The sequence below is a fragment of the Methylobacterium sp. OAE515 genome (assembly GCF_041806315.1).
Lineage (GTDB): Bacteria > Pseudomonadota > Alphaproteobacteria > Rhizobiales > Beijerinckiaceae > Methylobacterium > Methylobacterium tardum.
Genome location: NZ_JBGMUV010000001.1, coordinates 2,848,416 through 2,874,703 on the forward strand (window position 1 = coordinate 2,848,416; position 26,288 = coordinate 2,874,703).

Sequence of the window (26,288 nt, forward strand, 5' to 3'; positions counted from 1 at the left end):
ATGTCGTTCCTGACTGTCGATCTGGCGGATCGGGTTCCGGCCCGCACTTCCGCCACAGCCCTCGGGCCGGAGCGCCGCGGCGCGCTCGCCGCCCCCCTGACGCGGATCTGGCGTCGCCGCACCCTGTTCGCGGCGGTGTTCACCCTCGTCGTCGCCCTGGCGACGACCGCCCTGATGATCATCCAGCCGCAATACGTCGCCACCGGCTCGGTGATCGTGGCGGAAGCCGAGCCCGGCGCCCACAACGCCTCGATGGCCTGGATCCAGAAGCTCGGCGATCCGGCCGACATCGAGAGCCAGATCCAGGTGATCCGCTCGCCCCGGCTGCTGAGGCTCGCAATCGACAGCGGCCTGGCCGCATCGGTGATGGCCGAGTGCCGCTACGCCGCCACGCGCGGTCAGCCGGAGGAGATCTCGGAGACGAAGCAGGCCGCGTGCACGAAGCTGACGAGCAATCACGACGCCCTCGTCGAGTACCTGCTCAAGCGCTTCACGGTCGCAAGCTCCGGCCGCTCGCGCATCATCACCATCGCGTACCGGTCGCCCCTGCCCGAAGTGGCGCAGACGATGGCCAACGCGCTCATCAACGCGTTCCTCGAGGATCAGCGCGAGGCGCAGGCCTCGAGCCGCAAGGCCGCTTCGGACTGGCTGCACACCGAGATCACGCAGCTCGACGAATCGATCCGCGCCGACGAGACGCGGATCCAGACCTATCGGCGTCGCAAGGGGTTGCTGAAGGGGTCGAGCGCCCCGATCAGCGCCGAGCGGCTCACCAGCATCAGCCAGCAGCTCAACGCCGCCGAAGCCGCCAAGGCCGACGCGGCCGCACGTCTCGGCGAGATCGAGAGCCGCGGGGGACGCGGCGCCGAGAGCGCCCCGGCGGTCCTGGCCAGCCAGACCGTGATCGCGCTCAAGCAGCAACTCAGCACCGTCAGCGCGCAGCTGTCCAATCAGAGCACGCTCCTCGGCGCGAACCATCCGGCGATCCGAGCGCTCGTGACCGAGCAGACGAGCCTGCGCGAGCGCATCGAGCAGGAGATCGCCAACGTCGCGCGGGGCCTGCGCAAGTCCTACGAAGCGTCGAACGCCCTCGCCAAGTCGCTGCGCGCCCAGCTGGAGACCGCCAAGACCGAGGCCGCGGCCGCCATGGACGACGAGGCCTCGATCGAGGGCATGGTGCGCAACGCGGAGATCAAGCGCACCCGCTACGCCGATCTGGTGAAGCGGGCGGGCGAGTTGGAGACCGAGCGGCGCATCCTCACGGGAAGCACGCGGCTGGTCAGCCTGGCCGAACTGCCTCAGGAGCCGTCCTCGCCCAAGACCGTGCCGTTCGTGGCAGGCGGCATCGTGCTCGCAGGCGTCCTGGCGGCCGCGGCGGCGCTGCTGCGCGACTCGACCGACCAGCGGGTCCGCACGCCGTCCCAGCTCCTGGCCGGCACCGGCGCCCCGGTCTTCGCCCAGCTGCCGTACCTGGAAGCCCCGGGCCTCGTCGGCCGGTTCTCCGACCGGCACCGGGAACTCCAGCTCGCCGAGGCCCTGGACCGGGCGCGCGTCGATCCGGTGATGCAGAACGTCCTGCGCAATCTGCACGCGCACCTGATGCTGGCTGGCGGCGGCCAATCCCGGGTCGTCCTCGTGACCTCATCGAAGCCGCGCGAGGGCAAGTCGTTCACGGCGTTCGCCCTCGCGGGCATCGGCTCGACCAGCGGGCGCCGGGTGCTCGTGGTCGAGTGCGACCTGCGCCGGCCGAACTTCGAGGCGTCGCTTGGGCTCGGACGCGGGCCGGGTCTGGGCGGGATCCTGCGCGGGGAGATCGGCCCGGCCGAGGCCGTCGTCTCGGCGGGTGCCTTCGACGTCATCCCGGCCGGCACGCCCACCCCGGATTCGACCGAGCTGCTGATGAGCGCCCGGATGACCGACTTCCTGCGCTGGAGCCGTCGCTACGACCTCGTCCTCCTCGACACGCCGCCGACCAGCCTGCTGATGGACGCCGCGATGCTGGCCCGTCACGTGGACGGCGTGCTCTGCTGCACCCGCTACGGCCATTCGCAGCTGTCCGACACCGTCGAGACCGTGGCGAACCTGCGCCAGGCCGGCGTGCACGTGCTCGGCATCGCCATGACGATGGTCAATTCCGGACGGCAGATGACCTACGACGCGATGCCGCTCCCGCAATCCCGCCACGCCGGGGCCGCCCGATGACGGACGCCTGTCCCGCGGACGGTCTCTCGGAGCACGGCACCGCGCCCGGCGCGCGGGTCGCTGAGCCCGGACGCAGCGCCCACCCGCGGGTCCTGTTCGTGAGCCACACCGGCACCATGTCGGGGGCGGAGCTGGTCCTGCGCGACGCCGTGCGCCCCTGGGCGGACGCCAGGGCGTTCCTGTTCGAGGACGGCGCGCTGGGCGAGGCCCTGCGCGGGCTGGGTCTCGAGACGCGGGTCGCGCGCCGCGGGGCCGGGCTCTCGGGACTCCGGCGCGACGCGTCGCCGATGCGGGCGCTGCCCGTGCTGCAGCGGCTGGCGGCCATCGCGGTCGAGATCTTCGGCGCGGCCCGCGACTGCGACGTGGTCTACGCCAATTCGCAGAAGGCCTTCCTGCTCTCGGCGCTGCCCGCGCGCTTGGCCGGGCGCCCGCTGATCTGGCACCTGCACGACATCCTCGACGGCGCCCATTTCGGCCGGGTCCAGCGGGCCGTGCAGGTGCGCCTCGCCAATGCCTGCGCGGCCCGGGTCGTTGTCCCGTCCAGCGCCGCGGCGGACGCCTTCGTCCGCGCCGGCGGGCGGCCATCCCGGGTCACAATCGTGCCGAACGGCCTCGATCTCGACCTGGACCCGCGGATGCCGGCGGCGCTGCGCGCGGAACTCGGCCTGCCCGCCGGACCGCTCATCGGCGTGTTCAGCCGTCTCGCGCCCTGGAAGGGGCAGGATGTCGTCATCGACGCCCTGGCGGCGCTCCCGGATGTCCGCTGCATCGTGGTGGGCGCCGCTCTGTTCGGCGAAGACGCGTACGCGGCGGATCTGCGCGCGCGCGTCGCGGCGCGGGGCCTCGCAGACCGCGTGCTGTTCCTCGGCCAGCGGGCCGACGTGCCCCGCCTGATGCAGGCGGTCGACGCGGTCGTGCACCCGTCGGTGGATCCCGAGCCGTTCGGCCGGACCCTCGTCGAGGCGATGCTCGCCGGCGTGCCGGTGATCGCCACCGAGGCGGGCGCCTCCGCGGAGATCCTGGACGGCGGCGCGGCCGGCATCCTCGTCCCGCCCCGGCGGCCTGATCGCCTCGCCGCGGCCCTCGCCGACCTGTTCGCCGATCCGGACGCCGCCGTCGCGCGCACCAACCTGGCCCGCGCGCGGGCGCTCTCCCACTACGGGGCCGCCGCCATGCAGCGCGAGCTCGCACAGCTGATTCTTCAGGTTTCTGGCCGACCCTGACGGTCGGGCCATCCTCCTCTCACGATCGAGCCGCCAGAGCCGCCATGCCGCGCGTCCTCGTGAACATGCCCAGCCAATTCGCCGGCCGGCCGTCGGGCGTCGCCCTCGTCGCCTTCCGGGTCATCGCCGGGCTCATCGCGCGCGGCACCTTCGATATCGTGCTCCGTTCGCCCTGGAGCCGCGACCAGCTGCCCCCGGCGATCCGGGATCGGATCGCAATCGTCACGGTTCCGCGCCCGCGGATCATGCTGCTGGACGTCCTGCGGCAGGCCGTCACGGTTCCGGCGCTCTGCCGCGCTCACGGCATCGACGTGGTGCTCAACGCCGATCCCTATGGGGCCGCGTTCGGCGCGCGGGCGCGGGTCAGCGTCGTCCACGACCTCTATTTCCGCACGATGCCCGACCGGATCGGCTCGCGCGAGGCGCTCACGACCGATCCGATCTTCCGCCTCGTCCTCGGCAACAGCGCCCGGGTGATCGCCGTCTCGGAGACGACCCGGCGCGACCTCGGGCGCTGCTACCCGTCGCTCGCCGGCCGGACCGACGCCGTGCCCTCCGCGCCGATGCTCGATCCGGCGAACGTGGACGCGACCACCGGGATTCCCGCGGGACCGTATGTGCTGGCGGTCGGGAACGCGCTCTACAACAAGAACTTCGCGACCTTGGCCCGGGCCGTGGCCGCGCTCGGGCGCTCGGACATCCGCATCGTCCACGTCGGCGAGGACCCAGACGAGACGATCGCCGCCGCGCTGGACGGCGCCCCGGTGCCGCTGACGCGCCTGTCACGGATCGGCGAGGGCCGGCTGGCCGCCCTCTACCGGGACGCCCTCTGCCTGTGCGTGCCGTCCTTCGCGGAGGGGTTCTGCCTGCCGGTCCTGGAGGCGCAGGCGCTCGGCTGCCCGGTGATCTGCTCGGATCGGTCGGCGACCCCGGAGATCGCGGGCGCGGGTGCGCTGACCTTCGACCCGGCCGATCCGGCGGCGCTCAGCCGATGCCTGCGCCGCCTGCTCGACGAGCCCGGCCTGCGCGACGCGCTGATCGCGCGCGGGCACGACAACGTCCGGCTCTACAGCTGGGACGAGACGGCCCGGCGCTACGAGGCGGTGCTCCTCGATGCCCTCGCGGAGGCCGGCCGCGCGACGCCCGCCCGAGAGGTGCCGCATGCGCATCCTGCACCTTAGCTCCCTCTACCCGCCCGAGCAGGTCGGCGGCGCCGAGCTGATGGTCGAGACGCTCGCCCGCACGCAGGCCGGTCTCGGCCACGCCGTGGCGGTCGCCTGCGCATCGCGGCAGGCCGAGGCGCCGGTCCGTCAGGACGGCGTCGCGGTCTACCGGATGGGATACGGGACGCCGTTCCACATCCTCGACTGGCCGCAGCGCGGGCGCCTCGACCGGATCCGCTACAAAATCGCCGCGCAGTGGAACCGGCACAGCCTCGTCCAGCTCAGCCGGGCCGTGCGGGATTTCGAGCCCGATCTGGTGAACACCCACTCGCTCTCGGAACTGCCCCCGGCGGTCTGGCCGTTGCTCCGACGGCTCGGCGTGCCGGTGGTGCACACGCTGCACGACTTCACCAGCCTCTGCACCAACGGCGCGATGACCCGCCACGGCCAGGCCTGCGCGGGCCAGCACCTCAAGTGCCGGCTCTACGCGGAGCCGCACCGCCGGTGCCAGCGCGGGGTCTCGGCCGTCGCGGCCGTCGGCGCGGATTTGCTGGCCCGCCATCGCGCCGCCGGCTTCTTCGACGGGGTCCCGGCGGATCTCCAGCGGGTGATCTGGAACCCGATCGAGCCCGGCGCGCCGGCGAAAAGCCTGCCCCGGGCACCCGGTGCGCCGGTCACCTTCGGCTTCCTCGGGCGCATCGAGGCCAGCAAGGGCGCCGACATTCTCTTCGAGGCCTGCCGGCTGCTGCCGGCACAGGGCTGGCGCCTGACGGTTGCCGGCCGCGCCGTGAACGGGCTCGACCGCTACCGTGCCCTGACGGAAGGCCTGCCGGTCTCCTTCCTGGGTCACGCAGAGCGCGACGCCTTCCTCGACGGGGTGGATTGCCTCGTGGTCCCCCCGATCTGGCCCGAGCCCTTCGGCCGCACCGTGGCGGAGGCCTATGGGCGCGGCGTCCCGGTGATCGGCTCGGCTATCGGCGGCATCGGCGAGCAGATCGGACCGGGCCCATGGCTGGTTCCGCCCGGTGATGGCCCCGCCCTCGCGGCCGCGATGGCTCGGATCATCGCGGAGCCGGAGTGTCTCTCCGACGGTCTGGCGCGCGCGCCAATCATCCGCGCCGGCACCGATCCGGCCGAAGTGGCGGCCGCCTACCTCGACCTCTACGCCGCCGCCCGCGCCGCCACCCATTCCGCCACGGTCCCGGCCCCGCTCGGCCGCCCGCAACTCAGCGAGTCCCGCCTATGACGGCCTCCACCCTGGCCCCGGCCTACGCGCGCAACCTGCTCGGCAGCGGCGGTGTCGCGGTCGACAGCGCACCGCGCGACGGCATCGCGCATCGCGCCGTCACCGGGCCGCTCCGGATCCTGCATCTGAGCGCCCTCTACCCGCCCTACATCGTCGGCGGGGCCGAGCGCTCGGTGGAGCACCTCGCCGAGGAGCTGGCAGCGGCCGGCCACATCGTGGCGGCGGCCTGCATCGCCCGGGAGCCGGAGCCCAAGAGCGTGCGGGGCGGCGTCACGGTCTACCGGATGGCGCACCACAACGACTTCTGGCTGGAGGACTGGCCCAAGGCGACCCGGTTCGGCCGTGCCTGGGCGAAGCTCAAGCAGCAGTGGAATTTCGCCATCGCGGCCGAGTTCGGCCGGGTCCTCGACGACTTCAGGCCCGACATCGTCAACACGCACTCGCTGCTCGACGTCTCGACCCTGGTCTGGCGTGAGGCCGCCAAGCGCGGAATCCCGATCGTCCACACGGTCTGCGAGTACGACCTGATCTGCGGCAACGCCGCGATGTTCAAGAACGGCAAGCCCTGCGACCGCTGGCACCTCGGCTGCAAGGTGGTCAATGCCGGCAAGCAGATCACCAACCGTTCGGTCGATGCGGTGGTCAGCGTCGGGACCGAGATCCTGAAGACGCACGTCAATCACGGCTTGTTCACGCATCTCGCCCCGGAGCGCCGCCGGGTGATCTTCTATTCCTGCACGGTCCCGGACGGCGATGCCGAGGCGAGGCGCCGCATGGACCGGTCGGCGCAGCCGATGACCTTCGGCTATCTCGGCCGGATCAACGTCGAGAAAGGGGTCGGCACGCTGATCGACGCCTTCCGCCGGATCGGGCCCGGCAATTGGCGCTGCCTCGTGGCCGGCCACGCGATGGACGATTCAATCGAGCGCTTCAAGGCGCAGGCCGAGGGCCTGCCGATCGAGTTCGTCGGCTGGGCCAAGCCCGCCGAGTTCCTGAGCGCGATCGACGTGCTGGCCGTGCCGTCGTTCTGGGCCGAGCCGTCCCCGCGGACGATCTACGAGGCTTACACGATGGGTGTCCCGGTCATCGGTGCCGCCTCGGGCGGGATCCCCGAGCTGATCGGCGAGGACAACACCGATTGGCTGTTCGCGCCGGGCGACGATGCCGAACTCGCCGCGCGCTTGGAGGCGGTGATCGCACGGGGCCGCGGCGACCTTCCGGACGAGCGCGCGTTCCAGCACGTCATCCGCGAATCGACCTCCGAGCGCGTCGCCGAGAAGTACCTCGACCTCTACGCCGAACTCGTCGCCGAGCGCCGGGCAGCCCACCCGTGAGCGCCGGCGCGCCGGTCCTGACCGAGGCCGCGGCGGCCGCCGACGCCTCCGAGATCGTCCCGGGGCTCGGCGCCGGTGCGGACGTGACCGGCCGCTCTTTCGACGCCGCCCGCTGGGTGGCGCTCGCCTCCGTGGGCAATGTCGTCCTGAGCTTCGGGGTGTTCCTCGTGCTGGCGCGCCTGATCGGGCCGGCGGAATTCGGCATGGTGGCGATCGCCGCCGTCTTCATCGACATCCTGCAGATCGTCGCCCGGTGCGGGCTGCCGGACGCGGTGGTGCAGCGGGCCGATTGCGACGAGGAATTCGCCGCCACGGCCTTCTGGGTCATGCTCGCGGCGGGCAGCCTGTGCGCGGCGGCGCTGGTCGCCCTGTCGGGGCCGATCGCCTGGATCTTCGACCTGCCGGAACTGCGCCCGGTCCTGTGCGCGCTCTCAGCCTGCTTCGTGATCACCGCCGCGGGCGCCATCCACGAGGCGCGCCTGCAGCGCAGCTTCGGCTTCCGCAAGCTCGCCCTGCGGGCGCTCGGCTCCAACCTGCTCGGGGGGGCGGTCGCCCTGGCGCTGGCCTTCGCCGGCTACGGCGTCTGGAGCCTCGTGGTCCAGCGCCTTGTAGCCGCCACGGCGACGACGCTCCTGACCTGGGCGGCGTCCCGCTGGATTCCGGCGCGCCGGGTGAACCTCGCGGCCGCGCGCGCCCAGATCGCCTTCGGCTCGCGGGTGTTCTGCACCTACCTCCTGCTGGTGGTCTCGATCCGCAGCCAGGAGGTGATCGCCGCGTATTTCCTCTCGGCGACCGATGTCGGGTATCTGCGCCTCGCCTGGCGCTGCATCGATCTCGTCAGCCAAGTTGCGGTCATCCCCCTGACCACGGTCGGCCTGACCACCTATGCCCGGCTCCAGGACCAGCCGGCGGAACTCGCGACGGCCTTCTACGGCTTCACCGCGGCCTCGGCCTTCGTGGCGGTGCCGGCCCTGTTCGGCATGGCGGCCGTCGCCCCGACGCTGATCCCGTTCCTGTTCGGCGACCAGTGGCACCAGGCCGCCCCGGTGCTGCGGATGCTGGCGCTGCTCGCGCCCGAATTCGTCGCCACCTCGATGCTCTGGATGATCTTCACGGCGCTCGGGCGCAACGGCACGGCGCTGCGGCTCGCCGGGGCCCAGTTCGGCCTCGGCGCGCTCGCCTCCGTCGCGACGGCCCCCTTCGGCCTCGCGGCGCTGGCGATCGGGCATGTGGCGCGGGCCTACCTGTTCTCGCCCGTCATCGTGGTCGGCGCCGGGCGCTTCGTGCCGGTGAGCAACCGGCATCTCGCCCGGGTGCTCCTGCCGGTCACGGCCTGCGCGGCGGCGATGGCCGGCTTCGTCCTGCTGGTCCAGACCCCGATCCACGCCGCCCTCGGCGACCGGCTCGGCCTGTTCGCGGCCGTCGGGATCGGCGTCCTGGCCTACGCGGCGCTGGCCCAGACCTTCATGCGGGAGACGGTTCGCAGCGCTCTGGGATTCTTCATGCGCCGCAGGGCCTGATCTGCACGGTCCGCCAACCTTTATGGGCGAGACTGCGCGTGCAGGGCTGCGTCCGGCCGGACCGGCATCGTCGGGTCGGGGCGCGGAGACGCCTGCCTTGCCCGGCGCCGGCCTTCGGCGGCGCGCGTTCGGACGGTTCGAAACGATGATGGGACGGGCGTTGCCGATCCGGGACGAGGCGCCGGCCCTGTCCGCCGCGGCCGACCGCGCGGCCGTCTTCCTGCTCGGCGTTGCCCTCCAGTTCAACGTGCTGACCTCGAGCTTCGGGCTGCCGTTCCAGCGCCTGTCCGACCTCCTGCCATTCCTCCTCATCCCCTGGTTGGGACTGCGCCGCGCGGTGATCGCGGAAGCCTTGCGGAACATCGCGCCGATCGGCGCCATCGTCGTGCTCCTTGGCGCCTCCATCGTGCTGAAGGCCCATCAGCAGGGCGGCGACGTCTACCTGACCCTCGTGCTGCTGCTCTACGTCGTGCAGGCGTTCATCCTGCTGGTGCTGTTCCGCGACCGCCGGATCGAGAACGCGTTCTGCATCGGCCTCCTCGCGGGCATGCTGGCATCCCTGGCGGTGCTGTTTCTCGCCTCGACGGGCGCGGCGCTGGATCGCTTCGGCCTCGCGGTTCCGCTGGACGGCGTCGACGAGGAGTTGAAGCTCTTCTTCCAGGACAAGCTGGGCGGCCTCTGGATCTCTGGCAACGAGACGGGCCACGTCTTCGCGCTCGGCGGCGCGGCCGCTCTGCTGCTGAGCCTTCGCTACCGCCTGCGCCTGATCTACCTCGTCTTCTTCGTCGCGCTGCTGGCGAGCTTCCCGCTGACCAACAACCGCGCCGGCCTGTTCATGCCGCTCTTCGTCCTCGCCGTGCTGATGCGGCGCAATCTTCGGCCCTCGATGGTCCTGGCAGCCCTCGGCGTGCTCGGCGTCCTGCTCCTCGCCTGGTCGCTGACCGGCGAGCTCCCGCTGCCCGGGACGCTGGCTCAGGCGGTCGAGCGGCGCTTCACCGAGGACCACAACGTCGCCGGCAATTTCGACGAGCGGTTCCTGTCGGGTTTCACCGCGCTTCAGCTCGTGGTCGAGTACCCGTTCGGGGTCGGCGAGATCGCCCGGCGGGACGAGCTGCGCGCGCTCACCGGTCTCACGACGCCGCACAACGCCTTTGTCTCGCTCGCGCTGCAATCCGGCCTTGCCGTGGCGCTGCTCCTCATCGTCGGGCTGGTGCGCATTCTTCTGGCGCCAGCCGTCTCGGGTCCGTTCCTGACCTACAGCGCCCTGTTCCTCATCCCGTCGATGATGTTCGAGGAATTGTCGGTCAATCAGTACTTCCTGTTCTTCATGGCGTTCGTGCTCGCATCCTGGGCGACCTCGAGCGATCCGGACCCGGAGCGCCCACGCACGGGCTGACGCCTTGGGCGATAGGATCTCGGCGTCCGGATCCTGTCCGGGGGAGGGCGGGTTCCCCTCCGGTGACGCGGCCGGGGGCCCCGTCCCGGAGGTCGTCCCGTTGTCCGCTCATCCTCAGCCGCTGCACCGCCTGTCCGCCTTCACGGGCGACGCGCTCAACATCGTGGTCGAGACCCCGAAAGGCAGCCGCAACAAGTACAGCTTCGAACCCGAACTCGGCGCGCTCCTGCTGAAGAAGGTTTTGCCGGAGGGGCTGTCGTTTCCCTACGATTTCGGGATGATCCCCTCGACGAAGGGCGAGGACGGCGATCCGCTCGACGTCCTGCTGCTCCTCGACGCGCCGGCCGTCGCCGGCTGCGTCGTCGCGGGCCGCCTCGTCGGCGTGATCGAGGCCGAGCAGCGCGAGCGGGACGGGACCTGGGAGCGCAATGACCGGTTGATCGCCGTGGCGGAACACGCCCCGACCCACGCGCATGTTCACGCCCTGAGCGACCTACGTCCGGGCATGCTGGAGGAGGTCGAGGCGTTCTTCGCGCAGTACAACGCGCTGTCCGGCCGGGAATTCCGGCCGCTTCGCCGCGGCGACGCCGAGGCGGCCCGGGCGCTGGTGCGAAACGGAATCGAGGCCTGCGCGACGTGAGCGCGCGTCCGCCGCAAGACCGCACCGCCTGCGCTTGGGCGCGGAGTCCGCAGACGGCAGAATGGGGAACCCAGGGCCGCCCGAACGGGTCCTTTTGTGAGATGCGTCACAACGTTCGGGTGGGCCATGCCGCTGGACCGGCTCTCGGTGGGCCAATCGCTCGACTGCCTCATCATCGGCGGCGGGCCGGCCGGCCTGACCGCGGCGCTCTACCTTGCCCGTTTCGGCCGCAGCTGCCTCGTGGTTGATGCGGGCCGGTCCCGGACCGGGTGGATCCCGGTCAGCCATAACATCCCGGTCTTCGCCGACGGGATCTCGGGCACCGAGATCCTCGAGCGGCAGCGCGCGCACCTCGCCCGCTATGGCGGGATGATCCTGCCGGGGCTGGTCACGGATCTGGCGCGGAACCCGGGCGGGTTGCGCGCCACCGTTACGGCGGAGGGGGAACGCGGCATCCGCACGATCGAGGCCCGGCGGGTTCTCCTCGCCACCGGCGCCGAGGATGTCGAGCCGGACCTCCCCGACCTGCCGGACGCGATCCGGCGCGGGCTGGTGCGCTACTGCCCGATCTGCGACGGCTACGAGGCGCGGGGCAAGCGCATCGCCGTCATCGGCCACGGCGACCGGGGCCTCGGCGAGGCGGTGTTCGTGGCGCGCACCTACGCTCAGGACGTGACGCTGCTGACCCTCGGTCAGGATCTGCACCTCGACGGAGCGGCGCGCGAGCGGGCGCGCGAGCATGGCATCGCGGTCGTCCACGCGCCGGTCGTCGGCCTCGATATCGAGCAGAGCCGGATCACCCTGCTGCGCACCGCCGACGGCGCGGAACACCGGTTCGAGGTGCTGTACTCGGCCCTCGGACTGAAGCTCCGCTCCGACCTCGCGCGCGCCCTCGGCGCGGAGCACGACGGCACGGGGGCGCTCACGGTCGACGAGCACAACCGCACGAGCGTGCCGGGCCTGTACGCCGCCGGCGGCGTGGTCCGCGGGCTCGATCAGGTGGTGGTGGCGATGGCGCACGGGGCCGTCGCCGCCACCGACATCCACAATCGCTGCGAGCTGCCCACCGAGGAGGAGCCGGACGGCGCGCTCCGGCGGCGCTGAGGCCGCGCGGCTACCGGGCCGCCGGGGTCAGCGTCAGGGTTCCCCGGAACGGCTTGGACTTGTCGTTCACGCTGGTGCAGCCGAACGGGTACTGGCCCGCACCGATCGTTCGCACGCGGATCTCGCCCTTGCCGTTCTGCTTGACGGTGTAGCCGTCGTTGCTCGCCACGTGCACGACGTCGCCATCGTGATGGAGGACGTTCTTGTTCTCGAAGATCTGCGGCGCCGTGAGCACGAACTGGCTCATGGAGCGATTCTGCACCTTGATGCTGACATCCGTGTCGGCCGGCAGGCGCAGCTCGGCCGGCGCGCAGGTCGGCACCCCGTTCTCGACCGTCATGGTCAGGTCGACGGCCGGCATCGTCTCGGCGGCCCGGGCGGCCCCGGTCAGGAGGAGGGCTGCGGTGAGGATCGCGCCGAGATGCGCGACCGGAGATCCGAAGACGGGGCGGCAACCTGATCCAGAATTCATGCAGGGCTCTCGGTATCCAGTTGAGAATGTCAGCACTCGCTCAACCGCACCGGAGAAGCTGTGGTTCAAGCCGGCGGCTCGTGCGGTGTGCGGCGGCAGCCGCGCGCGCAGGTATGTGGCACGTAGAGGCCCGAATTGATCAATGGATCAGCGTTTTCGTTCCTGTCGATCAGGTTAGAAATCAACATAAAATAATATTTCTGGCGGCTCGGTACCGTGAATAAACGTCCGTGCGTGTGGATTTATACGGAAACCGGATCCGTTTCAGCTGGTTGATCAACCATACCCTGCTGCTTGTCCGTCGGTTCACGGGCCGTCACGGTAGCCGCAGTCGCGTATTGCCCAACCAGAGACATCAAATGCGCTTCTCAGCCGCGGCGTTGGCCGTGCTCCTCCCCATGACGCTGCCCATGACGCTGCCAGCCAGCGCTCTTGCCCAAACGGGCGTGCCGGCCGGGCCGGGCCTCGTCGGCCCGCGCACGACCGGCGCCACCACCGAGATTCAGCCGAACACGACCGGGAACGATGCCGACCTCGTCGTCGCCCCCGGCGCCACCGGCGCCGAGACGATCACCACGAACTCGGCCGCGGGCGGAAACGCCAACCTTCCGGAGCGGTCCGTGCCGAACGGCAGCGCCGGTGGCGGCACCTCCGGCCAGGGCGGCGGCTAGTCCGACGTGTCGGCCGAGCCCTGTGCCATCGCAAAGCCGGGGCTCGGCAGACGTAGAGTATCGCCTTAAGCCCGTATCAACCAAAACAAAGAAGCCGTCGGTCGATGCAGAGACTTTGTTGATCCTGAAGTTCACAGCCTCTTAGCATTTGACATGCTTTGTCCGTGTCCTGGAATACGGGCACAAAACATGTCGAATGAGTCGTCGACTGCGTGGGGACGCGGCGAGCTATACGAGACCCTGTGCCTGCTCGTCATCGGCGCGGGAATCTGGTTCGTCGGCGTCACGCTCGGAACGTTCGACTCCCTGAACTCCGCGATGTCCGCCTACGGTCTGAACGACCTCCTGATGCTCGCCGCCTGCATGGGCGTGGCCCTGTTCGGCGCCAGCGTCCGCAAATCCATCCTCCTCCGCCGGCTGATGCTGCAGCGCGACGCGGCGGCCGCACAAGCGGAGGCCATCGCCCGGCATGACGGCCTGACCGGGCTGGCCAACCGGCGCCGCTTCATCGATGCGGTCGCGCGAGCCCAGGCGGCGTTGGGTGCGGAGCCGTCCTCCGCGGTCCTGCTGATCGATCTCGACCGGTTCAAGCCGGTCAACGACCTCTACGGCCACGCGGCCGGCAATGCGGTTCTCTGTGCCGTGGCCGAACGCCTCCAGCGGCTGCTGCCGCCCGGCGGCGTCGCGGCCCGGCTCGGCGGCGACGAATTCGCCATGCTGGTCCCGGTGGAGCAGGGCAGCGAGGGGCTGACGCGCCTCGCGCAGGCCGTCATCGCCAGCATTTCCGAGCCGGTCTCCTGGAACCAGAACGACCTCAAGGTCGGCGCCACCGTCGGCGTCGCGGTCGTGGCCGCCAACCACGCCGATCCCGACGCCGTGCTCCACGCGGCCGATCTCGCCATGTACCAGGGCAAGAAGGACGGCCGCGGCAATTACCGCTTCTTCCGGAGCACCATGGACGAGGAGCTGCGCGCCCGGGCCCGCATCGAGACGGAGCTGCGCACCGCCATCGAGACCGGGGCGATCGAGCCCTACTACCAGCCGGTGGTCTCCCTACCCGAGAAGACGATCGTGGGCGTTGAGGTGCTGGCGCGCTGGCGCCACCCGACCCGAGGCCTCGTCGGCCCGACCGAATTCATCCCGGTGGCCGAGGAGACCGGGATGATCGCCGACCTCAGCTACAGCCTGATCCGACGCGCCTGCCTCGATGCCCGCGCGTGGCCGTCCCATCTGATCCTCGCGGTGAACATCGCGCCGCACCAGTTCCAGGACGCGTGGCTGGCCCAGCGCATCCTGGCGATCCTCACCGAGACCGGCTTCCCGCCCCAGCGTCTCGAAGTGGAGATCACCGAGAGCGCCCTGATCCAGGATCTGGAGGCGACCCGCGCCACCCTCCTGTCGCTGCGGCAGCTCGGCGTGCGCATCGCGCTCGACGATTTCGGCACTGGCTATTCCAGCCTCTACCACCTGCGCGAGCTGAAGTTCGACAAGCTGAAGATCGATCGGAGCTACGTCGACGCGATCACGATGAGCGACGAGCGCGCCAAGCTGGTCGACGCCATCATCAAGCTCGGGACGAGCCTCGGCCTCTCCACCACGGCGGAAGGCATCGAGACAGATGCGAGCCTGGACTGGCTGTCGGACCAGGGCTGCCATTTCGGGCAGGGCTACCTCTTCGGCCACGCCATGCCCAAGGCCGAGATGGACGTCGTGCTGAGCGCGAAAGGCGAGGCGGTCGACCCGACAGACGGCCTCGCCCTGGCCTCATAGGCGTCCAGCTGCCGATCACGCCTTCATCCCGGGGCCGCGGAGCGGAGCCCGGGATCCGGACCCTCCGACGCGGCCTAAGTGCAGCACTCGCGGGTCGGATTGCCCGCGTCCGGCATGCCTGTTCCGGTCCGGGCTCGTCTGCGGCGCCCCGGAAGTACAAGGCGGTCAGAGAAGCCCGCCATCACCGCGGCGGCTTGTAGGCCGAGCCGTCCTCGGCGCGGAGCGGTTTCTCCACGAAGCGCCCGTGCTTCGGGACCGCGACACGGTCGAAATCGTCTGCCAGCGCCTTGAGGGCGCGGCGCATCTCCGGTCCCTGGAGCGGCCGCCCGTGGCCGGTGATGACCCGCTCCGGATCGAGCGCCGCCAGGGTCCGGACGGATTTGCGCGCCGCGTCCCAGTCGATCGTCAGGTACATCGGCGGTCCGTGCAGCTCGGGCTCCTGGACTGCGACCGCGTAGACCGATTCCTGCGCGGTCGTGACGAAGGCATCGCCGACGATCAGCGTCCGGTCAGCCTCGCGCCACAGGGAGATGTGACCCGGCGCATGGCCCGGCGTGTGGATCCAGCGCCAGCCGGGCAGGGGCGGCACCGTCCCGTCCTCCGGAAGGTCCTTCAGGTTTTTCGACACATCCACCGGCTGCGTTGGGAAGAGCGGCGAAAGCCGGCCGAGCAGGCCGCCACCGACGCTGGGATCGGGCGTCGGATAGGCGGCGCTGCCATCGAGATACGGCCGCTCCAGCGCGTGCGCGTAGACCGGGACCTCCCACTGCGCGGCCAGATCCTCCAGCACGCCGACATGGTCGAAATGGCCGTGCGTCTGCACGATCGCGGATGGCCGCGCGCCCTCGCCGAAGCGCGCCCGCGCGGCCGCCTCGATCGCCCGCTTCGAGCCCATCACACCGGCATCGACCAGCACCCAGCCGCGGTCGCCCGCGCCTGGCTCGCCGACGAAGACCACGTTGACGAGGACATGACGCTGATACGCGACGTCGTCGGTGATGGCGTGGGTGGCGTCGTCCCGCTCGGCGTCGCGGTGCGGATCATCGGCCCGGGCCTGCGGGTCGACAGGGATCTGCTGGGCCATCTGAACCGGGCTCCCATAGCTGTTCGTGGTGCGGCCGGGCCGGGCCGAGCCCCGCCGGGATCCGTGCGGGCACAGACCTGTCCCGTCGGGGCGCCGAAGCGTTCGACGCGGGATGCCCGTCACCGCCGGTATCCTGCCAACCGGGCTTGCCAGGGCGTGTTCCCGGCTTCGGCCGAGCGGCCGGGACGCCGCAGGAACATCGCGGGGATCGACACGCACCCCATATTGCGGGCAACGATGCGCCGTCGCAGGTCACAGCATGGCACCGAGCCCGATCGCCCTCATCGCCTCCGCCGGTCTCGTCGCGATGGTCGCCGCCGGCACGGGGGCGATCGTCCTGCAGCAGGGCTCGCGCTTCAGCCATCCGCGCAAGACCGGGGGCGCCTTCACCATGGCGGATCTCGACGGCCGGCCGGTGAGCCAGGCCGATCTCCTGGGCAAGCCGACTGCCCTATTCTTCGGCTTCACCCACTGCCCGGAAGTCTGCCCGACAACGCTCGCCACGCTGGCCGGCGCCCTCGGCCGGATGGGCCGCGACGCGGATCGTCTCAACGTGGTCTTCGTCACGCTCGACCCGGAGCGCGACACGCCCGACTCCCTGCGCGAGTACCTCGCCTCGTTCGATCCGCGAATCCGCGGCTTCGTCGGCACCAAGGATCAGACCGCCCGCATGGCCGATGCCTACCACGTCGCCTACAAGCGCGTGCCGACCCAGGACGGCGACTACACGATGGAGCATTCGGCCACCGTCGCGCTGTTCGACAAGACCGGCCGCATGGTCGGGGAGGTCGGCTACCAGGAGGACGAGGCGCGCGTGCTGTCCAAGCTGATCACGCTGGCGCTGCCTGGACAGTGCGCCCCGGGGGGCGGGGCGGAACTCTGGTCGACGACCGGTGCCACGGGCACGTGCGGGCCGCGGAGCTGAGCGGCGCCTGAGGAAATTGCGCCGCCGCCTTCGCATGGCTAGAGCGCGACGCGGGCCGCGAGGCCCGGGTCGAATCGCCGAGGCACCCGCTTGATCACGCGCCGCGTCCTGACCGCCCTCGGGCTCCTGGCCCTCGCGCCGTTCCCCGGCACTGCCCGGGCCGCTGCCGGAGGGCCGCGTCTCGCGTCGCCCGAGCCCATGGATCTCGACCGGCTGAACGACCTCGCCCGGAGCCTGCGCGACCGGCCCTACGCGCCGCCGCCCGAGGCGCCCGCCGCGAAGGCCCTCGACGCCCTGACCTACGGGCCGCTGCAGGAGATCCGCTACCCGCCCGGCCGGGCGCTATTCTCCGACAGCCCCTATCCGGTGACCTTCTTCCATCTCGGCAACTTCTTCCGGCACCCCGTGAAGGTCTTCGCCCTGGAGGGCGGACAGGCCCGCGAAGTGCTCTACAGCCACGACCTGTTCACCTACCCGGCCGGCAATCCGGCCAAGGACGTCCCGGACGGGGCCGGCTTCGCCGGGTTCCGGTTCCAGAAGGCCCCGGCCGGCCAGCCCGGCGACGACGCCGACTGGCTCGCCTTCCTCGGCGCGTCGTATTTCCGCGCCGCCGGCGACGGGCAGCAATACGGCGCCTCCGCCCGCGGCATCGCCATCGATACCGCGCCCGGACCGGGCAAGACAGAGGAATTCCCGGTCTTCACCCGGTTCTACGTCAGCCCGGCCGCGGAGGGCGCCGTCACCGTGCTGGCCCTGCTCGAAGGTCCGAGCCTGACCGGCGCCTACCGGTTCGTCGCCCGCAAGGAGCCGCACGTCGTCATCGACGTCGCCTGCACGCTCTACATGCGCCGCTCCGTCGAGCGGTTCGGCATGGCGCCGCTGACCTCGATGCTCTGGTACTCGGAGGGGATCAGCCGGTTCCTCGCCAGCGACTGGCGGCCGGAGGTGCACGATTCCGACGGCCTGCTGATGCAGACCGGCAGCGGCGAGATCATCTGGCGGCCACTCAACAACCCGCCGCGGCTCAGCGTCAGCGCCTTCGCGGACCGGTCGCCCCGGGGCTTCGGCCTGCTCCAGCGGGACCGGTCCTTCGACCACTACATCGACGACGGCTTCGAGGAGAACCGGCCGGACCTCTGGGTGGAGCCGCAGGGGGATTGGGGCGCGGGCAGCGTGCAGCTGGTGGAGATCCCCACCCATCGGGAGACCGACGACAACATCGTCGCCCTGTGGGTCCCGGACGACCCGCCGAAGGCCGGGAGCGCGCGCAGCTTCGCCTACCGCCTGCGCTGGCCGGTGCAAGAGCCGGTCGCGACCGATCTCGCCCGCTGCGTTGCGACGCGGGCGACCAAGGGATCCTGGCTCGCCGAGGCCGACCGGCGCCCCGGCCGCGCCAACCTCGTGCGGCAATTCGTGCTCGAATTCGAGGGCGCGGCCCTGGCGGGCCTCGATCCCGAGAAGGCCGAGGTGGTCCTCACGCTCACGCGCGGCCATGCCGAGGAGGTCGGCGCCACCTGGGCGCCCTATGGCAAGCTCAGCCCCTGGCGGGTGTTCCTCAAGCTCTACGCCGAGGGTCCGGACCCGGTCGAGATGCGGCTGCAGCTGAAGGCCGGCGGGCGGTTGCTCTCCGAGACCTGGGCCTACCAGTACTATCCGGAAGCCCCCGGAACGGTCCTCTGACCGGCGGGTTCAGGGCTGTGTGCGACCGGGCCGCCCGGTGCGCGAAAGTCCCGACCGCGCCACGGCCGGTCGGCCCGGCGCCGCATGCGAGCCCGTCATGAACGGCGAACGACCGCCCGACCCACACTCGCCCGACCCACACTTGCCCGAGACGCTCACGCGCCTGCTCCGGGCGCCCAAGAGCGCCATCTGGCCGACGCCGGAGGATCGGAACCGGCTGCGCCTCGGCCGTCAGAGGCCGCGCCAGCCGAGCCGCGCGATCCTGGGTGTCTGGCTCTGGGCGATCCTCTACAACCTCATCGGCTTCGCGATTCTCGCGGCGCTGTGGCGGACGATGCGCTGATCCGATGATCCGATACGGCTTCACCCCGGCGAGACTGCCGGTCCGCGCCCTCGCGGTGCTGCTGGCGCTGGCGACGGCCTCCGCCTGGGCTGTCGAGCCTCGTCCCGGCGACGCGCTCGACGCGGATGACGGGACCGGAGCCGTGAAGGTCTGCTCGCCGGTGGCGATGCCGCGCTGGCGGTCGATGACGCCGGTGCCCAAGACCTGGACGTTCCTCGACTGCATGGGCTTCTCGGGCGAGATGGGCGCGACCGATTTCCAGCTCGGCTGCCTGTTCGCCAACGTGACGCCCTACGCGCAGAAATACGCCTGGGGGCCGCTGGTGAAGATCGAGAAGGCGGCCCTGGCCAAACCGCAGCCGCCGGTGCCGAATTGCGGCTGGTAGCCCGCCGGATCAGTCGATTGCGGGCTGCCACTCCAGATCGAGGGCGAGGCGGGCACGAAAGACGACGCTGCCGGCCTCGTCCCGAACCTGGGCCTCCAACTGCAGACCGGCGCCGCCGCCGGGCGGCGGAAGCTTCGGCTTGCCGCGGAGCAGGTCGTGCGCGGCCTCGACCAGAGCTTCCGCCGCCGAGCGGCAGGCTTCCAGCCGCTCGGCGAAATCCAGCCCCTCCTCGTCGCGGGACACGTCCTGGCCTTCGATGAAGTCGGTGAAGTAGCGCACGGCGCGGAGCCTCACGGGCAAACACGGAGCGTGATCCGCACCCCATCCCCTGTCGCTAACCTGTGTGTGGGTCGAACCACACCGGCCCCGAGCCGCAGGACCGGCTGTTCACCCAGGCACGGGTGCCTCTCCAGCGGACACGAGGTGACGGAAATCCTCTGGCAGCCGCTCGCAACTGTCGGAAAGTACACACTCCCTAGGAGAAAGCTGATCCTGCATCAAGGCGGCCGCACCGCTGTTCCGAGCCTTGGCACGGCGCAGCCCTGCCTCCAGGCTTGCTCGAAGGAACTTGCACGAAGGTCCAATGGAACGGGACGCTGCGGGGAGGCTACGCCTCCGGCGTTTCGCGGCGAGCGCCGGAGCGCCCCCTTCGGTCGCTGGCGGCACGATCGCTCAGCCGGAAGGATCCGAAAGCCAGGATGCCGGGACGGCGCGGCGGCCGATCCCGAATGAGGATCACGGAGGTAAGACCTGCCCCGCTTCTACCTGAACGTTCGCCGGCACGGCACGCTGATCCACGACGATGAGGGCGACGAGTTGCCCGACGGCGCCGCCGCCCAGGCGCTCGCCCGCGAGATCGTCGGCGAGATGCGGCGCCTGCCTCACATCTACGGCGCGCCGCGCCGTTGGCGGGCCGACACGTTCGTGATCACCGACGAGGGCGGTGCCGTCGTGGCGGAGGAGCCCTACGCCAGCGTTCCGTGATGCGCCCTGAGCGGCCCGATCAGGCGCTCGTACTCGGCCTCCGCGGGACCGTAGGTGTTACCGGCCGCCTGCTCCAGCCGCGCGCGGCTCAGCACACGGATGCGCCCGCGCCGGGCCCGGATCAGCCCGGCCCCTTCCAGCGTATGGATCGCCACCGTGACGGTGGGGCGGCGGACACCGAGCATGATCGACAGAAACTCGTGCGTGACCGACAGATCGTCCCCGTCCTGGCGATCGTGGTACATCAGCAACCAGCGCGCGAGCCGCTCCTCGGCCGGCGTGCCGGCATTGGCGATGGCGGTCTGGGCGACCTGCACCAGGAAGGTCTGCACGTAGCGCAGCAGCAGATCGCGCAGTGACCGGCTGGCCTCGACGGCCGCGCGCAGGTCCGCGACGGGAATACGTTGCCCGCGGCCGGCGACCTGCATGAAGATCTGGTGGGGGATCGTGTCGACACCCAGGATCAGCGTCGGCGCCGCCATGCCGTCGCGGCCAAACAATCCGACCTCGACGCGTCCGCCCTCCGCCAGGCCCGAAACCACCGAGCACAGGCCGGTCTCGATAAAGACGGCATGCGCAATGACTTTGGCCGGTTCCACCAGAACCATCCCGAGGGGCAGTTCGACAGGTTCGAGATGCGGCGCGAGCAGCGCGTTGTCCGCCTCGGAGAGGGACGCCAGCAAGCTGTTCTGATGAGCCATCGCCGTGAGGTGCGCAGAAGCAGCCGAAAACGCGCCGACACAGTTTGGTGAGACGAAGCGTCACGCCGAGCCTGCTCGGATCACGGCACGAACGCGAGCGGATATTGCACATTAGGCAGGAAGCGTCCGCTATCGGACAGACCAGTGATCTCGGAAGAACGGCAACACACGAGAATCGGCTTCGATGCGGAATGCAAAGCTTCCTTAAAGACCGATCCTCAGATTGGCCCGGGCAGCCGTGCCGATGTGGCTGCTTTGCTACGTGCGCCGCGCGGCCTGCACTTGCCAACAACCGAGCGCGTCGCCGCGCTTTGACGTGCGCTCTCCATCGGTCTACACACGGAGCAGCAAGACAAGCAAGAACCATGCCGTGAGCACCGCCGCTCGGGCTGGTGAACCGCGCTGGAAGGGCATCGGGGCCTCGCATGAGTTTGGTGCAACGGCTGGAAGTGCGTCAGGGCCAGGCCCTGGTGATGACGCCGCAGCTCCTGCAAGCAATCAAGCTCCTGCAACTGTCGCAGCTCGATCTTGCCTCTTATGTCGAGGCCGAGCTGGAGCGGAACCCGCTCCTCGAGCGTGCCGAGCCCGAGCTGCCGGGCGCAGGCGACGCCTCGGAATCCGGCTCCCACCAGGACGAGTCGCATGCCGACGGCTTCGAGGCGCCCGAGCCCGATTCGTGGCTCTCCACCGAGCTGAATGCGAGCCGCGGTGAGATCGAGGGCGACTTCGACACGCGGCTCGACAACGTCTTTCCCGACGAGGCGCCGGTCCAGGCGCGCGAGGCAGGCGGCGGCGACATGCTCTCGCTGACCCCGCCGCCCTACGGCAGCGGCGGCGGCAGCTTCGACGCCGAAGCGCCGGATTTCGAGGCCAGTCTCACGGCCGAGACGTCGCTGCGCGACCACCTCGCGAGCCAGCTCGAGCTGGCGACACGCGATCCCGCCGAGCGCCTGATCGGCGGCTTCCTGATCGACGCCGTCGATGAGGCCGGCTACCTGCGCGAGGGCATCGACGGCGTGGCCGAGCGTCTCGGGGCCGACCCGGCTCTGGTGACGCGCGTGCTGTCCCTCGTGCAGACCTTCGACCCGCCCGGAATCGCGGCCCGGGATCTCGCGGAATGCCTCGCGATCCAGCTGCGCGAGCGCGACCGGTTCGATCCGGCCATGCAGGCCCTGGTCTCCCGTCTCGATCTCGTGGCCAAGCGCGATTTCGCGGCCCTGCGCCGCCTGTGCGGCATCGACGACGAGGATCTCGTCGACATGCTGGGCGAGATCCGCCGCCTCGACCCCAAGCCGGGACGGGCCTTCGGGTCGAGCGCGGTCGAGGTGCTGGTGCCAGACGTGTTCGTCCGCGCCGCCCCCGACGGGTCCTGGCTGGTCGAGCTCAACGGCGAGGCCCTGCCGCGGGTGCTGGTGAACCAGAGCTACTATGCCCGGGTCGTGCGCGGCGCGTCGGCGGAGGGCGACAAGGCCTTCCTGTCGGAGGCCCTGCAGAACGCCAATTGGCTGACCCGCTCCCTGGAGCAGCGCGCCCGCACCATCCTCAAGGTCGCCACCGAGATCGTGCGCCAGCAGGACGGATTCTTCGTCCACGGCGTCAGCCATCTGCGCCCGCTCAACCTGAAGACGGTGGCGGAAGCGATCGGCATGCACGAATCGACGGTGTCGCGCGTCACCTCCAACAAGGCGATCGGCACGAGCCGCGGCACCCTGGAGATGAAATACTTCTTCACCGCGGCGATCCCAGGCGCGGCCGGCATGGCGGCGCATTCCTCGGAGGCTGTGCGCCACCGCATCAAGCAGCTCGTCGACGGCGAGACGCCGGCCGATGTGCTCTCCGACGATGCGCTGGTGCAGAAGTTGCGCAGCGAGGGCGTCGACATCGCCCGGCGCACGGTGGCGAAGTACCGGGAATCGTTGCGGATCCCGAGCTCGATCGAGCGCCGCCGCGAGCATTTCGCCCACGGATCCGCCCACCACGCCGCCCTGGCCCTGCGCTGAGCGAACGGCCGGGCTTGCGCGAAACCGCCGTCCGGCCCATCCGTGGCGCCGAATGACGACGCCTGGACCTGCCATGACCGCGACCGGAACACCGTCCCGCAGCCTCACCGCCATCGTGCTGGCGGCCGGGAAGGGCACGCGCATGCGCTCGGACCTGCCGAAGGTGCTGCATCGGATCGCCGGCCGCAGCATGCTCGGGCACGTGCTGGCCGCCGTGCAGGCGGCGGGCGCCGGCCGGATCGCCGTGGTGGCCGAGCCCAGCCGCGACGACGTCGCCGCCGAGATCGCCCGGCAGGCTCCCGGCGCGCAGGTCTTCCCGCAGGCCGAGCGGCTGGGCACCGCCCACGCGGTGCTGGCGGCCCGGGACGTGCTCGCCGATCCGGACGATGACGTGGTCATCGCCTTCGGCGACACGCCTTTGATCACCGCCGAGACGTTCCTGAGGTTGCGGGCACCGCTGGCCGATGGCGCGGCGGTCGCGGTGCTGGCCTTCGAGACCGCGACACCCACCGGTTACGGGCGGGTGCTGACCGAAGGCAGCCGAGTCCTGGCGATCCGCGAGGAGAAGGATGCCAGCGCGGCCGAGCGGGCCGTGACGCTCTGCAATGCCGGGTTGATGGCGCTGTCGGGCCCCCACGCCCTGGCGCTGCTCACCCGCATCGGCAACGACAACGCCGCCGGCGAGTACTACCTGCCCGACGCCGTGGCGCTCGCGGTCGCCGACGGGCTCGCGGTCACCGTCGTGCCGGTGGACGAGGCGGAGGCTCAAGGCGTCAATGACCGGGCGCAGCTCAGCGTCGCGGAGGCCGCGATCCAGTCCCGGCTGCGCCGCAGCGCCATGCTGGGCGGCGCCACCCTGATCGCACCCGAGACCGTCTTCCTCAGCCACGACACCGTGCTGGGACGCGACGTCATCGTCGAGCCGAACGTGGTCTTCGGGCCGGGGGTGCGCGTCGGGGACGGCTGCACCGTGCGGGCCTTCGCGCATCTGACAGATACGCGACTCGAGGCGGACGTCCGGATCGGACCGTTCGTGCGGCTGCGCGGCCACGCCGTGCTGGAAAGCGGCGCCGAGCTCGGCAATTTCGTCGAGCTGAAGAACGCCCATATGGGCGCGGGCGCCAAGGCCGCGCACCTCACCTATCTCGGCGATGCCGAAATCGGCGCGAAGGCGAATATCGGAGCCGGCACGATCACCTGCAATTACGACGGCGTGCTCAAGCACCGGACCACCATCGGCGCGAACGCCTTCATCGGCTCGAACTCAGCGCTCGTGGCGCCGGTCACGGTGGGGGAGGGGGCCTATATCGGCTCGGGTTCGGTGATCACCGACGACGTTCCGGCGGACGCCATGGCGGTCGCGCGCGGCCGGCAGGCGACGAAGCCCGGCTGGGCCAGGGAGAAGCGCGCCGCCTTGCAGGCCGAGAAGGCACGGCGCGGCAAAAGCTCCTGATTCGGGGGCGCGGAACGCCCGAGCGCAGCCGGGACTCGCTCTGCGACGCCCCCATCCGGTACAAGTCACGCTTGGCGCCCGGCTGAGCGGGGCGGCCCGGGCTTAGCGCGGCACGAAAGCGCGGCGCTCCGGGCGCGAGAGCGAGAGACACATCCATGTGCGGCATCGTCGGCATCGTCGGGCGCGACGCGGTGGCGGGGCAGGTGATCGAGGCCCTGCGCCGGCTCGAATACCGCGGCTACGACTCCGCCGGGCTGGCCACCCTCGAGCACGGCCGGCTGGCGCGCCGCCGCGCAGCGGGCAAGCTCGCCAACCTCGAGGCCAGGCTCGCGCAGGAGCCGCTCACCGGCACGATCGGCATCGGCCACACCCGCTGGGCCACCCACGGCCGGCCCAACGAGACCAACGCCCACCCCCACGCCACCCACAACCTCGCGGTCGTGCACAACGGCATCATCGAGAACTTCCGCGCGCTGAAGCAGGAGCTCGAGGCCGACGGCGTCGTGTTCGAGACCGAGACCGACACCGAGGTCGTCGCCCAGCTGGTCAGCCGCGCCATCGACCAGGGCCTCGGGCCGGTGGCGGCGGTCGAAGCCGCCCTGCCGCGGCTGCGCGGCGCCTTCGCGCTCGCCTTCCTGTTCGCCGGTGAGGACAACCTGCTGATCGGCGCCCGCCACGGCGCGCCGCTGGCGATCGGCTTCGGCGCGGGCGCGATGTATCTCGGCTCCGACGCCCTGGCGCTGGCCCCCTTCACCGACGCGATCACCTATCTCGACGAGGGCGACTGGGCGATCCTCGCCCGCGACGGCGCCGAGATCCGCGACGCGTCCGGGGCGGTCGTCCAGCGCCCGCGCCAGACGATCGCCACCCAGGCCTACCGGATCGACAAGGGCGCCTATCGCCACTTCATGGCCAAGGAGATCCACGAGCAGCCCGAGGTGGTCGGCCGGACGCTGGCCCACTACGTCGACCTGGCCAGCAGCCGGGTGGTGCTGCCCGAGGCGCTGCCGTTCGACTTCGCCCGGCTCAGCCGGGTGTACATCACCGCCTGCGGCACGGCGTACTATGCCGGCCTGGTGGCGCGCTACTGGTTCGAGCAGCTGGCGCGGCTGCCGGTGGAGATCGACGTCGCCTCCGAGGCGCGCTACCGCGAGGCGCCGCTGGAGCGGGACGGGCTGACGCTGGTGATCTCGCAATCGGGCGAGACCGCCGACACGCTGGCCTCGCTGCGCTACGCCAGGAGCCAGGGCCAGCACACCTTGAGCGTGGTCAACGTGCCGAGCTCGACGATCGCGCGGGAATCGTCGGTGGTGATGCCGACGCTGGCGGGTCCGGAGATCGGGGTGGCCTCGACGAAGGCGTTCTCGTGCCAGCTGACGGTTCTGTTGTGCCTGGCGATCGCGGCGGGGCGGGCGCGGGGCACGCTGGACGCGTCGGGCGAGGCGCGGCTGGTGGAGGCGCTGATCCGGGTGCCGGGTCTGATGGCGGAGGCGCTGACCCGGGAGGGGGCGATCGAGGCTGTGGCGCGGGAGGTCGCGCAGGCGCGGGACGTTCTGTATCTGGGCCGGGGGACGAGCTACCCGATGGCGCTGGAGGGTGCGCTGAAGCTGAAGGAGATCAGCTACATCCACGCGGAGGGCTACGCGGCGGGCGAGCTGAAGCACGGTCCGATCGCGCTGATCGACGCGAGCGTGCCGGTGATCGTGATCGCGCCGCACGATGGGGTGTTCGAGAAGACGGTGTCGAACATGCAGGAGGTGGCCGCGCGCGGCGGGCGGATCGTGCTGATCGGGGACGCGCAGGGGGCGGCGGCGCACGGTCTGGAGACGCTGGCGACGGTGACGATGCCGGCGCTGGAGCCGAGCGTGGCGCCGATCGTGTACGCGGTGCCGATCCAGCTGCTGGCCTACCACACCGCCGTGATCATGGGCAAAGACGTCGACCAGCCCAGAAACCTCGCCAAATCCGTCACCGTGGAATAGGCGCACCTTT

At 70.9% G+C, this 26,288-nt stretch carries 23 protein-coding genes; 19 read left to right on the forward strand and 4 right to left on the reverse strand.

The features are described 5' to 3' along the window. From ABIE45_RS14050 to ABIE45_RS14090, 9 genes are all read left to right on the forward strand, one after another. Positions 1-2,202 (forward strand): polysaccharide biosynthesis tyrosine autokinase, encoded by a 2,202-nt coding sequence (locus tag ABIE45_RS14050; protein WP_192707277.1) that lies wholly within the window; start codon positions 1-3, stop codon positions 2,200-2,202. After that, positions 2,199-3,425: a glycosyltransferase gene (locus ABIE45_RS14055; protein WP_192707278.1), complete on the forward strand. Its 1,227-nt coding sequence runs from the start codon at positions 2,199-2,201 to the stop codon at positions 3,423-3,425. Before ABIE45_RS14050 ends, ABIE45_RS14055 begins: the two co-directional genes overlap by 4 nt. 44 nt (positions 3,426-3,469) lie before the next feature. Beyond that, positions 3,470-4,606 carry a glycosyltransferase family 1 protein gene (locus ABIE45_RS14060; protein WP_192707279.1) on the forward strand — a complete coding sequence of 379 codons (1,137 nt, stop codon included), beginning with the start codon at positions 3,470-3,472 and terminating at the stop codon, positions 4,604-4,606. After that, positions 4,587-5,834 carry a glycosyltransferase family 4 protein gene (locus tag ABIE45_RS14065; RefSeq protein ID WP_192707280.1) on the forward strand — a complete coding sequence of 416 codons (1,248 nt, stop codon included), beginning with the start codon at positions 4,587-4,589 and terminating at the stop codon, positions 5,832-5,834. The genes ABIE45_RS14060 and ABIE45_RS14065 overlap by 20 nt, the downstream gene beginning before the upstream one ends. Continuing rightward, a complete protein-coding gene (locus ABIE45_RS14070) occupies positions 5,831-7,168 on the forward strand; it encodes a glycosyltransferase family 4 protein (RefSeq protein WP_192707281.1) in 1,338 nt (445 codons plus the stop codon). Before ABIE45_RS14065 ends, ABIE45_RS14070 begins: the two co-directional genes overlap by 4 nt. After that, positions 7,165-8,688, forward strand: a complete 1,524-nt coding sequence (locus tag ABIE45_RS14075; protein ID WP_192707282.1) for a lipopolysaccharide biosynthesis protein — start codon at positions 7,165-7,167, stop codon at positions 8,686-8,688. Before ABIE45_RS14070 ends, ABIE45_RS14075 begins: the two co-directional genes overlap by 4 nt. A 145-nt stretch (positions 8,689-8,833) precedes the next feature. After that, positions 8,834-10,084, forward strand: coding sequence for an O-antigen ligase family protein (locus ABIE45_RS14080; RefSeq protein WP_192707283.1), 1,251 nt, complete (start codon positions 8,834-8,836; stop codon positions 10,082-10,084). 100 nt (positions 10,085-10,184) lie between these two features. After that, positions 10,185-10,724, forward strand: coding sequence for an inorganic diphosphatase (locus ABIE45_RS14085; RefSeq protein ID WP_192707284.1), 540 nt, complete (start codon positions 10,185-10,187; stop codon positions 10,722-10,724). A gap of 126 nt (positions 10,725-10,850) precedes the next feature. Then, positions 10,851-11,828 (forward strand): NAD(P)/FAD-dependent oxidoreductase, encoded by a 978-nt coding sequence (locus ABIE45_RS14090; protein ID WP_192707285.1) that lies wholly within the window; start codon positions 10,851-10,853, stop codon positions 11,826-11,828. A 10-nt stretch (positions 11,829-11,838) separates the two neighbouring features. Here the strand turns inward: ABIE45_RS14090 and ABIE45_RS14095 are convergent, their stop codons facing one another. Next, entirely contained in the window at positions 11,839-12,300 is a 462-nt protein-coding gene (locus ABIE45_RS14095; protein ID WP_192707286.1) for a cupredoxin domain-containing protein, read from the reverse strand. 398 nt (positions 12,301-12,698) lie between these two features. On the opposite strand from ABIE45_RS14095, the gene ABIE45_RS14100 reads away from it, so the two are divergent. Both ABIE45_RS14100 and ABIE45_RS14105 read left to right on the forward strand, forming a co-directional pair. Then, positions 12,699-12,971: a hypothetical protein gene (locus ABIE45_RS14100; RefSeq protein WP_373622879.1), complete on the forward strand. Its 273-nt coding sequence runs from the start codon at positions 12,699-12,701 to the stop codon at positions 12,969-12,971. 189 nt (positions 12,972-13,160) lie between these two features. Continuing rightward, positions 13,161-14,741, forward strand: coding sequence for an EAL domain-containing protein (locus ABIE45_RS14105; RefSeq protein WP_192707287.1), 1,581 nt, complete (start codon positions 13,161-13,163; stop codon positions 14,739-14,741). A 181-nt stretch (positions 14,742-14,922) separates the two neighbouring features. On the opposite strand, the gene ABIE45_RS14110 is transcribed toward ABIE45_RS14105, so the two are convergent. Beyond that, the gene (locus tag ABIE45_RS14110) at positions 14,923-15,825 is read right to left on the reverse strand and encodes an MBL fold metallo-hydrolase (protein WP_192707288.1); all 903 of its coding nucleotides are present in this window, start codon (positions 15,823-15,825) and stop codon (positions 14,923-14,925) included. Between the two features lie 259 nt (positions 15,826-16,084). Here ABIE45_RS14110 and ABIE45_RS14115 point away from each other — a divergent pair, with 259 nt between their 5' ends. The 4 genes from ABIE45_RS14115 to ABIE45_RS14130 all read left to right on the forward strand — a co-directional run bounded on the left by ABIE45_RS14115 (position 16,085) and on the right by ABIE45_RS14130 (position 19,158). Further along, a complete protein-coding gene (locus ABIE45_RS14115) occupies positions 16,085-16,750 on the forward strand; it encodes an SCO family protein (protein ID WP_192707289.1) in 666 nt (221 codons plus the stop codon). Positions 16,751-16,840: 90 nt separating this feature from the next. Further along, a complete protein-coding gene (locus ABIE45_RS14120) occupies positions 16,841-18,430 on the forward strand; it encodes a glucan biosynthesis protein (protein WP_192707290.1) in 1,590 nt (529 codons plus the stop codon). A gap of 97 nt (positions 18,431-18,527) precedes the next feature. After that, positions 18,528-18,773 (forward strand): hypothetical protein, encoded by a 246-nt coding sequence (locus tag ABIE45_RS14125; protein WP_192707291.1) that lies wholly within the window; start codon positions 18,528-18,530, stop codon positions 18,771-18,773. A 4-nt stretch (positions 18,774-18,777) separates the two neighbouring features. Continuing rightward, positions 18,778-19,158: a hypothetical protein gene (locus ABIE45_RS14130; protein WP_192707292.1), complete on the forward strand. Its 381-nt coding sequence runs from the start codon at positions 18,778-18,780 to the stop codon at positions 19,156-19,158. Positions 19,159-19,167: 9 nt separating this feature from the next. On the opposite strand, the gene ABIE45_RS14135 is transcribed toward ABIE45_RS14130, so the two are convergent. Continuing rightward, complete coding sequence (locus ABIE45_RS14135; RefSeq protein WP_373622345.1) at positions 19,168-19,452, reverse strand: hypothetical protein; 285 nt, start codon at positions 19,450-19,452, stop codon at positions 19,168-19,170. A gap of 471 nt (positions 19,453-19,923) precedes the next feature. On the opposite strand from ABIE45_RS14135, the gene ABIE45_RS14140 reads away from it, so the two are divergent. Continuing rightward, complete coding sequence (locus ABIE45_RS14140; protein WP_373622881.1) at positions 19,924-20,142, forward strand: hypothetical protein; 219 nt, start codon at positions 19,924-19,926, stop codon at positions 20,140-20,142. On the opposite strand, the gene ABIE45_RS14145 is transcribed toward ABIE45_RS14140, so the two are convergent. After that, entirely contained in the window at positions 20,124-20,843 is a 720-nt protein-coding gene (locus ABIE45_RS14145) for a Crp/Fnr family transcriptional regulator (RefSeq protein ID WP_192707294.1), read from the reverse strand. The two genes, ABIE45_RS14140 and ABIE45_RS14145, sit on opposite strands and share 19 nt — an antisense overlap. A gap of 425 nt (positions 20,844-21,268) precedes the next feature. Between ABIE45_RS14145 and rpoN the strand changes: the two genes are divergently transcribed. The 3 genes from rpoN (at position 21,269) to glmS (ending at position 26,278) form a co-directional block, all read left to right on the forward strand. Further along, positions 21,269-22,843, forward strand: coding sequence for an RNA polymerase factor sigma-54 (rpoN, locus tag ABIE45_RS14150; RefSeq protein WP_192707295.1), 1,575 nt, complete (start codon positions 21,269-21,271; stop codon positions 22,841-22,843). 73 nt (positions 22,844-22,916) lie between these two features. Continuing rightward, positions 22,917-24,296: a bifunctional UDP-N-acetylglucosamine diphosphorylase/glucosamine-1-phosphate N-acetyltransferase GlmU gene (gene glmU, locus ABIE45_RS14155; protein WP_192707296.1), complete on the forward strand. Its 1,380-nt coding sequence runs from the start codon at positions 22,917-22,919 to the stop codon at positions 24,294-24,296. Positions 24,297-24,451: 155 nt separating this feature from the next. Next, positions 24,452-26,278, forward strand: a complete 1,827-nt coding sequence (glmS, locus tag ABIE45_RS14160; protein ID WP_373622346.1) for a glutamine--fructose-6-phosphate transaminase (isomerizing) — start codon at positions 24,452-24,454, stop codon at positions 26,276-26,278. Positions 26,279-26,288 lie beyond the last annotated feature (10 nt).